We start from the raw sequence: 12,540 nt of genomic DNA, 5'->3' as shown, positions 1-12,540 counted from the left end.
GCCTTTCAGCATCGCCCTTTCGGGCTTTCCGTTCCTTCCGAAGCGGGTTGCAAAGGTAGAAAAGTTTTTCGTTTCCCAAAAATAAATTTTAAAATTTATTTTCCCTTTCTGTCTTTCAATGGATTAGCTTTCTTTTCCTCATAAACGGCCTGCCTAGGCAGGCTGTCTGTGTTTTCAATTCTTTCAATCCTTAATTCCCTTCCTTCCGAAGCGGGATGCAAAAGTAGAAAATATTTCTTAATCTAAAAACAACAGACCAATAAATTTTCATCTTTTTTACTAAGTGTATGATTTACAATAAGAAAAAATGGGATGCAAACAATTGCATCCCATTCAAATCGCTAAAAACAGCCCTATAATTAATATTGGCCAATGCTTAATAATACCAATGTGCAAGCCTTTACAGGTTGTATCCCCTGCTCTTTAAGTGCTCGTTCCAATGCCGAATTCTCGGTTCCCGGATTAAAAATTACTCTTTTGGGCTTCGTTTGCAAGATATAATCGTAGTAATCATTCTGCAAAGCCGGACCTATATATAAGGTAATGGTATCTATATCTGTATAAATCTTCCCTGGTTTTTCAATTTCTACCCCTGCAACCTCGCCATGTTTAATGCCAATGTTCACAATCGGGTGCCCCCTTGCAGTTAACATATGCGCTGCACGATAGGCATACCTGTCTGCATTTGGCGTTGCTCCTATAATTAATGTCTTTTTCATGTTTGATGTTTCTACAGATTTAAATGATGCTATAGCTAAATTAAAACTTCAACAGCAAAGCAACCTGGCCTGAGTGATAGGCATGGTGCTGGATCAAACCATTAAGCAACTCCGCATTATTAACCCCAGTGCCCAAAGCAGGATTCCGTTCGTCCTTTACCGCAGCGTTCCATTGTTCGCCATTCAGTTTAGCGCAAAGACCAATCAGTTCTTCGTTCGCTTCTTTAAACTTACCTAGTATGCGTTCCCACTCCGCTGTCGAATTTTCATTGGGCACTGGCCAATCGCCACGATCGGGTTCTTTAGCGGCATTGCCTTTTATTCTTGCGATTACTTCTTCTGTCCATGCGGTTAAATGCAAAGTCAGCTCTGCTATAGAATGTGCATTGGGAACAGGATGGGTAAAAACCTTTTCGGCATTTGCCGCCAACAACAGTTCCATCGTGCTGCCCCCATGCCAAGGATCACCATTATAGGCTTTTTCAAGTTCGTTTACTAAATTGATCATCATCTCCTAATAACGTTTGCCACAGCTAATTGTTTAAAATGGCATTGGCACAATTCACGCCATCAATAGCGGCCGAAACAATTCCGCCGGCATAGCCCGCTCCTTCTGCACAGGGGTATAATCCTTTGATTTGCGGATGCTGATAGCTTTCCTTATCGCGCGGAATGCGTACCGGCGACGAGGTGCGGCTTTCGACCCCCACTAAAATGGCTTCATTTGTATAATAGCCTTTCATCTTTTTACCAAACAAAGGCAAAGCCGATTTCAGGCTAGATGCCACAAAATCAGGTAATATATTATCCAGCATTACGCTTTTTGTTCCCGGCAGGTAAGAATTTTTGGGCAGCGACATGGAAAGCCTGTTCTCAACAAAATCGATCATCCGCTGTGCCGGCGCTACCAAATTGCCTCCGCCAGCTTCAAATGCCAGCTGTTCTATCTCCGATTGGAAATTCAGCATCCTGAGCGGATCATAGCCCTGCACATCATCTAGCGTAACCTGAACCACGGTCCCCGAATTGGCAAAAGGATTGTTACGTTTAGATGGCGACCATCCATTAACCACAATTTCATCCATTCCGGTAGCACAAGGCGCAATAATGCCACCTGGACACATGCAGAACGAAAATACGCCCCTGGCCTTCACCTGTTCTACCATACTATAATAGGCCGGAGGCAAAAATTCGCTCCTCACGTCGCAATGGTATTGGGCGCTGTCTATAATCTGTTGTGGATGCTCGATCCTAACGCCTAGGGCAAAAGGCTTGGCTTCGATCAAAATATTCTTATGGTGCAAAAGTTCGTAAATATCCCTTGCCGAATGCCCCGTTGCCAAAATAACGGCATCGGCCAGCAACTCTTGTTCCTGATTAACAACGATGCCTTTGATCCGTCCGTCGCTAATAATCAAATCGGTCAGCTTCGAATCGAACAACACCTCGCCACCGGCATTTTGAATGGTTTCCCTGATCGCCGTAATGATATGTGGCAACTTATTGGTACCGATATGCGGACGGGCGTCAATCAGGATATCCTCTGTTGCGCCATGCTCCACAAAAATTTGCAGCACCTTATTAATATCTCCGCGTTTGTTGGAGCGGGTATAGAGCTTTCCATCTGAATAAGTACCTGCCCCACCCTCGCCATAGCAATAATTGGATTCGGTATTAACCAGGCCTTGCTTGTTAATGGCCGCCAAATCCCGGCGGCGCTGCTTTACATCTTTGCCCCGCTCTACCACAATTGGCTTGTGTCCGTTTTCTATGCATTGCAATGCGGCAAAAAGTCCGGCCGGACCCGCACCTACAATAATAACATGTTTGGTATCCTTTACCTTTGGATAGCTGATTGCCTTTTCTGGAGCAGGCGGTTGTTCGTTGATATAGGCACGAACCTGTAAACGATACACTACTCCTCTCCGAGACCGGGCATCGATAGAGCGTTTTAATACCTGATGATGGCTGATGGTATTGGCCTTTACGTTTAGCGCATTGGCCAATTGCTGCAGGATAGCCTGTGGATTGTCTACCTGTTCTGGAGCAATGGTAATTTCGATTTCTTTTTGCATGGGCTTGCCGGGTTTTTATCCCGAATGGTACAAAATTAATAAAATGCTGTATAATATAATAGGCGTCTTTTGCTGGCCTATCTTTCCTTGTCTATTTATGCTATCTTTTTATTACCTTAGTTTAAGCCAGTTACTAGCCAGACTATGGCAACTTGTCAGCATTTTGTCGCTTTTAGTAACAAGGTATGGATATTGCTATCTAAATTGAAATAGAAACCTAAAAAACAAAATAGAAAATGAAAAATGTAGTAATAGGAATAGTTGTAGTTGTAGCTTTATTGGCTTTAATTGGCGGATGTGGCTATAATGGTCTTGTAAAGCTTGACGAGGACGTGAAAAGCAAATGGAACCAAGTTGAAACCCAGTACCAACGCAGGGCCGATTTGATCCCTAACTTGGTGAACACTGTTAAAGGCGCTGCCAAATTTGAGCAAGGTACCTTGACCGCCGTAATCGAAGCTCGTTCTAAAGCAAGTCAGATTACAGTAGATCCTAACCAACTTACCGAAGAGAACATCTCGAAATTCCAGGCTGCCCAAGGCCAGATTAGCCAAGCACTTGGTCGTTTGATGGTGTTGACAGAAAATTATCCTGAACTAAGAGCAACAGAACAATTTAAAGACTTGAGCGCACAATTGGAAGGTACTGAAAATCGTATTGCCACTGCCCGCAGAGACTTTAACGAATCTGTTAAGGTTTATAATACTAAAGTAAGGTCTTTCCCTAATAATTTAACTGCAGGCATGTTTGGCTTTAGCCCTAAAGCTGGCTTTAAAGCCGATGCTGGTGCGCAAAACGCCCCTAAAGTAGAATTTTAGTTACCGATCTAACATTTTGGGGTAATGCGTGTTTAAATCCAAACATTCATTACCCTTTCTTATAAATACACACACATGTCTCTTTTCACCACACAAGAACAAGAACAAATTGCCAATGCTATAGCCGAAGCTGAAAAAGCAACTTCGGGCGAGATAAGGATAGCTGTAGAAAAACACTGCCATGGCAACACCATAGAACGAGCTACCCAATATTTTGCAGAGCTGGGCATGGACAAAACCACCCAGCACAACGGCGTATTGATTTACCTGGCTTACGAAGACCATAAATTTGCCATTATTGGCGATCGCGGCATAGATAAGGTTGTTCCAGACGACTTCTGGGAAACGGCACAAATTGCCATGAAAGCACATTTTATGAGCGGCAACTTGGCAGAAGGCATTATTGCCGGCGTTTCTTTGGCAGGCGAAAAGCTGGCTTTGTATTTCCCTTACCAAAGTGGGGATGTAAATGAACTGCCAAACGATATCGTATTTATGGACCAAGTTGAAAACAACAATAAATGAAGAAGCTGATTCTCTTTTTTTTCTTGGCCGTAAGCTGGCAATTGGGCATGGCACAGGATTATCCTGCGAAGCCTAATACCCTGGTTAACGACTATACCAAAACCTTAACGGCAGAACAAGTTGCCAGTTTGGAGCGTAAACTTGTTGCTTTCGACGATTCTACTTCTAGTCAGATTGTAGTAGCGATTGTAAAATCGGTTGGCGATTATGACATAAACGATTATGCCTTAAACCTGGGCCGGCAATGGGGCGTTGGGGGCAGCAAAACGAAAAACAATGGCGTTGTACTTTTGATTGCCCTTGGCGACCGGAAACTGTCTATCCAAACCGGTTATGGATTGGAAGGCGCCCTGCCTGATGTTTATACCAAAAGGATCATCGAAAACGACATCAAGCCCCGTTTCAAGGAAAATGATTATTACGGCGGGATTGATGCCGGAACAAATTCCATCATTTCCTTAATCAAAGGCGAATATAAAAATACCAATCCCAAAGCTAAATCAACTGGAGGCAAAGGCGCTGCCGGTCTCATTGTGCTGATCGTCATCGTAATTATTTTTATCATTATCCGTAAAGGTGGTGGTGGTAATGGTAGCCAGGTAATTGGTGGCCGTGGCGTGGCTGATGCACTTTTCTGGAGCATGCTTTTAGGTGGAGGCCGTGGCGGCTCTGATAGCGGCGGTGGTTTTGGAGGCTTTGGCGGTGGCAGCAGTGGCGGCGGCGGAGGTTTCGGCGGCTTTGGCGGCGGAAGTTTCGGCGGAGGCGGCAGTAGCGGAAGTTGGTAATTAATTCGGAGTTGTGAGTTGTGAGTTGTGAGTTGTGAGTTGTGAGTTGTGAGTTGTGAGTTTGGATTACCTTAACATTTCAACGTTACAACTTTATAACTTCCAAACATCATAACTTTCCAACATTAAAACTTTTCAACCTTATCACCTAACATGTATAAAAGAGATCTAATTACGGCAGAAATTGAGAAGCTTGCCCAGGTTTTGGCCCGTATTGTCGGTCTGAAACAGGATGGCGATTTTATGGATGCTGACGAGCTCTTTTTACAAACCTTAGCTGCTAGCTTTGGCTTAAGCCAGGATACATTGTACGGTTTAGCGCCAGATAACTTTAAACTTTGGCTTGAGCAAAGCGATTTGCCAGCAGAAAAACTGGATCTACTCGGTCAGTTTTTGTTTAACGAAATCGAAACAGACGGCGAACTTTCCAAGAACAAGCTTTTCGCCAATCGACTTAGCCTCATTTATCAAACGCTGGCAAGCAAGCATCATGTTGTACATTTGGCCAATTTAAAACGGCAAGACATTATACAAAAATACCTGTAAAACAAATGGAAATCTTAAAGTGGCAGAAGCTCGCCTCAAAATACTTGGTGAAAGAAAGATGGGCAACCTTACGCGTGGATACTTGCGAATTGCCCAACGGAACAGTAAAAGACGATTATTACGTACTCGAATATCCAAACTGGGTTAATGCCATTGCCCTAACCAAGGAGAATAAAATCATTTTGGTGAGACAATATCGCTTTGCGGCAGAAATTGTTTCATTAGAAATCCCAGGTGGCGTGATTGATGATGGAGAAGATCCTGAGACAGCCATTAAACGCGAACTGCAGGAAGAAACTGGCTACAGTTTTGAAAGCTGCGAATTAATTGCCACGCTTTATCCAAATCCGGCAACCTCTACCAATAAAACTTTCACCTATTTAATGAAGGGCGGGGTTAAAACCCACGAACAGCATTTAGATGAGCATGAGATTTTGAACGTCGAAGAGTACACGATTGAAGAAGTTAAACAGCTATTGGCCGATAATAAAATTGATCAGGCATTACATGTAGCCGGGCTTTATTACGGTTTGATGAAACTATAGTATAGCGTATTTCGGATAGCATTAAGCGCTTAGTGAGCTACAAAAACCTTCAATAAATTGTCAGTCTGAGCTTGTCGAAGGCCTTTCGAGAAAGCTTTTGATGTGTTTCTACGGGCTCACTCAACATGATAACAAGGGGTAATTTAACCACAGCTTAACAGATTACTTAATACCGTGCGGATTGCAAATCCGCAGTTATGATGATCCGGAAGCATTTCCGGACCAACTTTTAAATGCTATTTAATCTGTCAAGCTGTGGCTAATCTTTTACTTACTTTGCGGGTACTTCTCCTTTAGCATTTGGAGCATGGCGGGAAACAAGGCTTCAAATTTGTTGTATTTCTTGCCTTCGCCATAATTATCAATGATAAAAGGCACCAAATCTTCTACATAAATAAAATCGCTGGCCGTTTCTCGAGCTACCTGTCTTTTAAATTCTCTTTCGGTACGGTATTTCTTATTCAAGACGCCTACAATGGATCTTACCATGTTCTCGTTTAAGCAGTACTCCCAAGAGCCAATCCCGTTTCGCTTCATGCCTTCATCATCCTTGTTGAAGAGATAGGCCATTTGATCAATTTCTTTTTGATACTTTCTGAAAGAAGGCTCCAAAAAAACATGGCTTCCCTCGTGCCATACCAGGTAATCAAATCCTTTATATTCGAAAAACGGTTTATCGTTCACTGTCGATTTGGTATTGAAATAGCCCGTATTGTACACCACCATGTTGCTAAACTGCGGATTGATGTTTTTAGTGGTAATGGCGTGCGAGCCCCAGCTGTTCAAGGGATCGATGCAGATGTACCAAGTTACGTCGGAATTAAAGCCATAAAACTGTTGCAGCTGCTGCATGGTATTGCTCTCGCCTACTTTTTGTTTGATTTCCTGTCCCCATTCCTCATATTGCTTGGCATGAGCCTGATAGAAATCCCAGAATTTGGTATCCCTAAAGAAATCCTTACATAACCTAATGTACTCCAACACATTTTCTTTCCCGTTGTGCTTATACCAGTTGATCTCGGCGGTGGGCTCATAAATCTTTATGTTGGGAAAATCGCTCATCGTCCAGCCCAGCTCTGTTAAATCGGTAAAAACCTTGTCAAAGCTTTTTATCTTCAGTACGGCCGGATGCTCTTTGTACTTGCCAAAATAATCCATCACCTCTTTGCTGTAGGTAGACGGGTTGGGCTTGGGGAACTGATCTGCCAAAATCTGTACAATGGTGAATAGTTCTACCCCTGGATGAACATTTACGATCAGCTTTTGCTGTGCGCTTGCACTGTACATTATTAAAAATGACAATGCCAATAATTTGATCTTCTTCATTTGCTTAAGTTTTAGGCAAAGATGAAATGCACGAAACAAAAGAGCCTTCACAATTGACCAACGCACCAAATGTGTTGACCAACGCCACGATTAAAGAATAACCGGCCGTATTACCCATTCGTACCTAAAAAATCGGCGTTGGTGTATTTTGCTCTTTCAATTGGCGAATTGATGATATATTTGGCCAATGCAGAAGAAATACAGAATTGGCTTACATATACTCGTCTGGACACTCGTACTCTTAAACGATCTCCTGCCAAAGTACTTCGGCAATAGCCTCCGTTCTTACGGCAACGAGGCAAGTTCTTTAGCACTTTTCGGGAGATATTTTGCTGTGAGCCTTGGCTATTTGATTTCAGGCATTACCGTTTTTTATAGCGTGGCTTACCTGATCGCACCTTTAGCATTCAGACATAAAAAATGGATCCGAAGTATTTTGATGACCATTGCTCTATTGGTATTTATTGTTGTCTATCGCTACTTCATCGAGTTTTTGATCCTTAAGCCTTATTTCGGTTTCGACAATTACTTTGGCAAAATCCCCGAAACATCTTGGTATATCAAAAACGCGATATTCTATTCTTTGTATACCAATTTTAGCTATGGGTTCATTTTCTTTTTTATTAGTGAGTGGTACGTCAATAACCGCAAGAAGAAAGAACTGGAGCAAGAAAAAATCACCACGGAATTGGCTTTTCTAAAATCGCAGATCAATCCGCACTTTTTGTTCAATACCTTGAACGATATTTACGCACTTACCTATCGCCGTTCTGACCATGCGCCTGAGGCGGTACTTAAGCTCTCGGCACTTTTGCGCTACATGCTTAAAGAAAGCGACGAACATTTTGTTTTGTTAGACAAAGAGATCAATTACCTGAACAACGTGATCGAATTACATAAAATTGGCCAAAAGGGAGAAGCCTATATCGATTTTAAGGTAGCTGGAAATACCGAAGGCTTAAAGATTGCGCCTTTGATCCTGATCAATTTTGTAGAAAATGCTTTTAAACATGGTGTATTTGACGATAAAGACAATCCAATCCGCATCCGCCTCAACATTACCGAACAACAAATGGCTTTCGAAGTCTTCAACCTCAAAAACCATGACCAGAAAGACAAAACCGGAGGCATAGGTCTTGGCAACGTGCAAAGAAGGCTGAGCCTCATTTATCCAGATCTGCACACGCTTACCATTGCCGATGAAACTGCTACATTTACCATTACGCTAAAGCTAAATTTACAATGATCAGGTGCCTTATTATTGACGACAAGCCATTGGCGATTGACATCCTTACCGACTATGTTGGCCAGGTTCCATTTTTAACCTTGGTGCACAGCACTACCCGCCCCTTAGAAGCTTTGCAACTGATTATGGATGAAAAAGTAGACCTTGTTTTCTTGGATATCCAAATGCCGCAGCTTACTGGCATACAACTGATGAAGATTGCGCAGGGCAAATGCAAAATTATTCTAACTACGGCCTATGCAGAGTATGCCTTAGATGGATTTGAAAACGATGCCATTGATTATTTGCTCAAGCCTATCGCTTTTGAGCGTTTTTACAAGGCCGTGCAAAAAGCAAAGGAAGTATTGGAAAGAACTGCATCATCAAACACAGCACTTATACCAGTGAGCTCTCCAAAATCAGCAGCTTATATTTTTGTAAGAAGCGAATACAAATTGGTTAAGATTAGTCTCGATACCATTTTATACGCAGAAGGCCTGCAAAATTATGTAGCTATTTATACCGAAACCGAAAAGATCATTTCCCTGCAGAACATCAAAAAGCTGGAAGAGCAATTGCCTGCGACTGAATTTGCCAGGGTGCACAAATCGTACATCGTTGCCATAGGCAAGATCAAGAGCATAGAACGCAACCGTATTTTTATTGGAGAAGAAGTAATTCCTTTGGGAGATGCCTATCGGGACTCATTTTATAAACTTATAGAACCCAACCCATCCCAATAAAAAAGCCCCGATTAAAATCGGAGCTTTTATTGAATTGTAATTTCCCAATATAAATTAACTCATCTTCAGTTTTTTCTGAATATCGTTAACGTAAGCCTTAAATTTCTTATCTGTTTCAATTAGGTCTTCTACAGTTTGACAGGCGTAGATTACGGTAGAGTGATCGCGACCGCCAAAGAAAGCTCCAATTGTTTTTAAAGATGATTTGGTATGGCTTTTAGACAAATACATAGAGATTTGACGAGCCTGTACGATTTCGCGTTTGCGTGTTTGCGATTTCACCATATCAACCGGTACTTCAAAATACTCGCATACCAATTTTTGGATATACTCCATCGAAATTTCTTTCGAGGTATTTTTAATGAAGTTCTTCAACATCTGCTTGGCCAATGCCAAATCGATGTCTTTTTTGTTCAAGGTAGATTGCGCCAATAGCGAAACCATAGCACCTTCTAGTTCGCGCACATTGTTATCGATATTGTGCGCTACATATTCGATTACTTCTCCCGGCAGTTCAATGCCATCGGCATACATCTTTTTCTTTAGGATGGCGATACGGGTTTCCAAATCCGGGATCTGCAGATCGGCAGAAAGGCCCCATTTGAAACGGCTCAATAAACGCTCTTCTAAACCAGCCAAATCTTTAGGCGCCTTATCTGATGTAAGGATTACCTGTTTGCCCGATTGGTGCAAATGGTTAAAGATGTGGAAGAAGATATCCTGGGTTTTTTCTTTGCCCGCGAAATTGTGTACATCGTCCATGATGATGACATCCATGGCTTGGTAGAAGTTCACAAAATCGTTGATTGTATTATTCTTTAACGAGTCTACAAATTGTTGGCAGAACTTTTCGCAAGAAACGTAGATCACCAGTTTGTCTGGCATGTTGCGCTTGATCTCGTTTCCGATTGCCTGGGCCAGGTGGGTTTTACCCAATCCAACGCCTCCATAAACCATTAAGGGGTTAAATGAAGTACCTCCCGGCTTTGCTGCTACCGCATAACCTGCGGAGCGCGCCAAGCGGTTGCAATCTCCTTCAATATAGTTATCAAAGGTATAGTTCGGATTTAATTGTGGATCTACATTCAGCTTTTTAAGGCCCGGTATAATAAAAGGGTTTTTAATGTCTTTATTAATTGATACCGGAATTGGCATAGATTGGATCTTTGCTTCTGCGCCGTTTCCGTTCGAAGGCATGTTGGTGGTATAGGGCGAACCAGAGTTAGACGACTTGTCTACTACTATATTATATTCCAGTCGGCCTTCATCTCCCAATTGCTTCTTTACCGTTTTGCGAAGCAAGCCAACATAGTGTTCTTCAAGCCACTCGTAAAAGAATAAACTAGGCACTTGTATGGTTAAAACTTTGCCTTCCAATTTAAGGGCCGATATCGGTTCGAACCAAGTTTTGAAACTTTGGTTCGGAATGTTATCCTTAATAATTTGAAGACAGTTCTTCCATACTTCTGTACAAGTTTTTTCCATCGTAATTCTGTAATTTGTTGGTTTTCAGTTCTAAGAAGGGCATTACGGATGTGCCCTTTCGAGACATCGAATATTCAAAAAATTATCAACAAAAAAAACAAAATTTTGAATTAATTTGTAAGTACTTCATCAGCAGTAGCATAAACTACTTAACCTAAATTTTTTATGTGGATAACTATTTTTTAACGCTGATTTAATACTCCCCGAACACACTTCTCAAGCTATCGGCAATTTCGCCCAAAGTGGCGTATTCCTCTACCGCAGCCAAGATATAAGGCATCAAATTCTGTTCCGTTTTTGCCGTTTCCTTCAAATTTTCCAAAGTTTTTCTTACTGCATCATTATTGCGCTCGGCTTTCAGCTTGTTCAGCTTTTCTGTCTGTATGGTTCTGATCGATTCATCGATGTTTAAAACCTCGGTCAAGGCCTCTGTTTCCTGGGTAAATTTGTTCACGCCAACAATGATTCTTTCGGCACTCTCCACCTCCTTCTGGTATTGGTAAGCCGAGTTGGCAATCTCCTGTTGGATGTAACCATTTTCGATGGCATTGACAGAGCCGCCCATGGCATCGATCTTCTCTATATAAGCCAAGGCTGCTGCCTCGATTTCGTCCGTCAGCGTTTCTACAAAATAAGAACCAGCCAAGGGATCAACCGTATCGGTAATGCCACTTTCGAAAGCAATTACCTGCTGGGTACGCAAAGCGATTTTAGCCGCGGCTTCGGTTGGCAACGAAAGTGCCTCGTCATAACCATTGGTGTGCAGCGATTGCGTACCGCCCAACACTGCCGCCATTGCCTGGTTGGCTACACGCACTACATTATTTAAAGGTTGCTGCGCCGTTAGCGTAGAGCCTCCGGTTTGGGTATGGAAACGGAGCATCATCGCCTTCTCGTCTGTGGCACCCAACTCCTTGGTGATACTCGCCCACATTCTACGCGCCGCACGAAACTTGGCAATCTCTTCGAAGAAATTATTGTGGCAGTTGAAAAAGAACGATAATCGCTTGGCGAATACATTAATATCCAATCCTTTTTCAAGCGCTGCATTCAAATAGGCTTTCCCATTGGCCAAGGTAAAGGCCAATTCCTGCACTGCCGTAGATCCGGCTTCCCTAATATGATAACCCGAAATAGAAATGGTATTCCACTTGGGCACCTCCTTGCTGCAATACTCGAAAATATCGGTAATGATGCGCATAGAGGGTTTTGGCGGATAAATATAAGTTCCCCTAGCGGCGTATTCTTTTAAGATGTCGTTTTGGATGGTTCCCGAAATCTCTTTCAGATCGGCGCCCTGCTTCTTGGCCAAAGCAATGTACATTGCTAATAATATAGAGGCGGTGGCATTGATGGTCATTGAAGTGGTGATCTTTTGCAGTTCTATCCCATCAAAAAGAATTTCCATATCTTTTAGCGAATCGATGGCTACGCCTACCTTTCCAACTTCGCCCTCGGCCATATCATGATCAGAATCATAACCGATCTGCGTTGGCAAGTCAAATGCCACCGACAAGCCCATGGTTCCCTGCGCCAACAGGTAATGGTATCTTTTATTTGATTCTTCTGCTGTAGAAAAACCGGCGTATTGCCTCATGGTCCACAAACGGCCTCGGTACATGTCTTTCTGAATTCCCCTGGTAAAAGGAAATTTTCCGGGCATTTCATTAGATGGCTGCGCAGTGGTATATATATCTTTGATTTCAATACCAGAAGTGGTCGTGAACTTTTTCTCCGTCATGATTGAT

The 12,540-nt window shown here is 42.6% G+C and carries 13 protein-coding genes; 7 read left to right on the top strand and 6 right to left on the bottom strand.

Translation table 11 applies throughout. The features are described from left to right. Positions 1–359 precede the first annotated feature (359 nt). Genes AC570H_RS22365 through AC570H_RS22355 form a run of 3 tightly spaced genes read right to left on the bottom strand, consistent with a single transcriptional unit; the run spans position 360 to position 2,794 of the window. A complete protein-coding gene (locus tag AC570H_RS22365; RefSeq protein WP_497359149.1) occupies positions 360–719 on the bottom strand; it encodes a CoA-binding protein in 360 nt (119 codons plus the stop codon). A 40-nt stretch (positions 720–759) separates the two neighbouring features. Next, the gene (locus AC570H_RS22360) at positions 760–1,230 is read right to left on the bottom strand and encodes a DinB family protein (protein WP_497359147.1); all 471 of its coding nucleotides are present in this window, start codon (positions 1,228–1,230) and stop codon (positions 760–762) included. A 22-nt stretch (positions 1,231–1,252) separates the two neighbouring features. Then, entirely contained in the window at positions 1,253–2,794 is a 1,542-nt protein-coding gene (locus tag AC570H_RS22355) for an NAD(P)/FAD-dependent oxidoreductase (RefSeq protein WP_497359145.1), read from the bottom strand. Between the two features lie 236 nt (positions 2,795–3,030). Between AC570H_RS22355 and AC570H_RS22350 the strand changes: the two genes are divergently transcribed. The 5 genes from AC570H_RS22350 (at position 3,031) to AC570H_RS22330 (ending at position 6,013) form a co-directional block, all read left to right on the top strand. Then, entirely contained in the window at positions 3,031–3,612 is a 582-nt protein-coding gene (locus tag AC570H_RS22350) for a LemA family protein (protein WP_497359143.1), read from the top strand. Between the two features lie 75 nt (positions 3,613–3,687). After that, a complete protein-coding gene (locus tag AC570H_RS22345; protein WP_497359141.1) occupies positions 3,688–4,137 on the top strand; it encodes a TPM domain-containing protein in 450 nt (149 codons plus the stop codon). After that, complete coding sequence (locus AC570H_RS22340; protein WP_497359139.1) at positions 4,134–4,922, top strand: TPM domain-containing protein; 789 nt, start codon at positions 4,134–4,136, stop codon at positions 4,920–4,922. The genes AC570H_RS22345 and AC570H_RS22340 overlap by 4 nt, the downstream gene beginning before the upstream one ends. 153 nt (positions 4,923–5,075) lie before the next feature. After that, on the top strand, positions 5,076–5,468 hold the full coding sequence (locus AC570H_RS22335) for a hypothetical protein (protein WP_497359137.1): 393 nt from the start codon (positions 5,076–5,078) through the stop codon (positions 5,466–5,468). A gap of 5 nt (positions 5,469–5,473) precedes the next feature. Further along, on the top strand, positions 5,474–6,013 hold the full coding sequence (locus AC570H_RS22330) for an NUDIX hydrolase (protein WP_497359135.1): 540 nt from the start codon (positions 5,474–5,476) through the stop codon (positions 6,011–6,013). 267 nt (positions 6,014–6,280) lie between these two features. Here AC570H_RS22330 and AC570H_RS22325 read toward each other — a convergent pair whose 3' ends face one another. Next, entirely contained in the window at positions 6,281–7,339 is a 1,059-nt protein-coding gene (locus AC570H_RS22325) for a DUF4932 domain-containing protein (protein ID WP_497359133.1), read from the bottom strand. Between the two features lie 187 nt (positions 7,340–7,526). Here AC570H_RS22325 and AC570H_RS22320 point away from each other — a divergent pair, with 187 nt between their 5' ends. Continuing rightward, the gene (locus AC570H_RS22320) at positions 7,527–8,585 is read left to right on the top strand and encodes a sensor histidine kinase (RefSeq protein ID WP_497359131.1); all 1,059 of its coding nucleotides are present in this window, start codon (positions 7,527–7,529) and stop codon (positions 8,583–8,585) included. Next, positions 8,582–9,307 carry a LytR/AlgR family response regulator transcription factor gene (locus AC570H_RS22315; RefSeq protein ID WP_497359129.1) on the top strand — a complete coding sequence of 242 codons (726 nt, stop codon included), beginning with the start codon at positions 8,582–8,584 and terminating at the stop codon, positions 9,305–9,307. Before AC570H_RS22320 ends, AC570H_RS22315 begins: the two co-directional genes overlap by 4 nt. A gap of 54 nt (positions 9,308–9,361) precedes the next feature. On the opposite strand, the gene dnaA is transcribed toward AC570H_RS22315, so the two are convergent. Together dnaA and AC570H_RS22305 are read right to left on the bottom strand one after the other, a co-directional pair. After that, entirely contained in the window at positions 9,362–10,792 is a 1,431-nt protein-coding gene (gene dnaA, locus AC570H_RS22310; protein ID WP_497359127.1) for a chromosomal replication initiator protein DnaA, read from the bottom strand. Between the two features lie 193 nt (positions 10,793–10,985). Continuing rightward, positions 10,986–12,533 carry an acyl-CoA mutase large subunit family protein gene (locus tag AC570H_RS22305; RefSeq protein ID WP_497359125.1) on the bottom strand — a complete coding sequence of 516 codons (1,548 nt, stop codon included), beginning with the start codon at positions 12,531–12,533 and terminating at the stop codon, positions 10,986–10,988. Positions 12,534–12,540 lie beyond the last annotated feature (7 nt).

Source organism: Pedobacter sp. B4419, from assembly GCF_059693725.1.
This window is presented reverse-complemented; position numbering and strand designations above follow the sequence as displayed.

Bases quoted from the DNA above. Each gene is read 5' to 3' on its own strand.
- AC570H_RS22365 (WP_497359149.1), bottom strand. From the start codon at position 719: ATGAAAAAGACATTAATTATAGGAGCAACGCCAAATGCAGACAGGTAT.
- AC570H_RS22335 (WP_497359137.1), top strand. From the start codon at position 5,076: ATGTATAAAAGAGATCTAATTACGGCAGAAATTGAGAAGCTTGCCCAG.
- AC570H_RS22340 (WP_497359139.1), top strand. From the start codon at position 4,134: ATGAAGAAGCTGATTCTCTTTTTTTTCTTGGCCGTAAGCTGGCAATTG.
- AC570H_RS22345 (WP_497359141.1), top strand. From the start codon at position 3,688: ATGTCTCTTTTCACCACACAAGAACAAGAACAAATTGCCAATGCTATA.
- AC570H_RS22315 (WP_497359129.1), top strand. From the start codon at position 8,582: ATGATCAGGTGCCTTATTATTGACGACAAGCCATTGGCGATTGACATC.
- AC570H_RS22320 (WP_497359131.1), top strand. From the start codon at position 7,527: ATGCAGAAGAAATACAGAATTGGCTTACATATACTCGTCTGGACACTC.
- AC570H_RS22330 (WP_497359135.1), top strand. From the start codon at position 5,474: ATGGAAATCTTAAAGTGGCAGAAGCTCGCCTCAAAATACTTGGTGAAA.
- dnaA (WP_497359127.1), bottom strand. From the start codon at position 10,792: ATGGAAAAAACTTGTACAGAAGTATGGAAGAACTGTCTTCAAATTATT.
- AC570H_RS22355 (WP_497359145.1), bottom strand. From the start codon at position 2,794: ATGCAAAAAGAAATCGAAATTACCATTGCTCCAGAACAGGTAGACAAT.
- AC570H_RS22360 (WP_497359147.1), bottom strand. From the start codon at position 1,230: ATGATGATCAATTTAGTAAACGAACTTGAAAAAGCCTATAATGGTGAT.
- AC570H_RS22305 (WP_497359125.1), bottom strand. From the start codon at position 12,533: ATGACGGAGAAAAAGTTCACGACCACTTCTGGTATTGAAATCAAAGAT.
- AC570H_RS22325 (WP_497359133.1), bottom strand. From the start codon at position 7,339: ATGAAGAAGATCAAATTATTGGCATTGTCATTTTTAATAATGTACAGT.
- AC570H_RS22350 (WP_497359143.1), top strand. From the start codon at position 3,031: ATGAAAAATGTAGTAATAGGAATAGTTGTAGTTGTAGCTTTATTGGCT.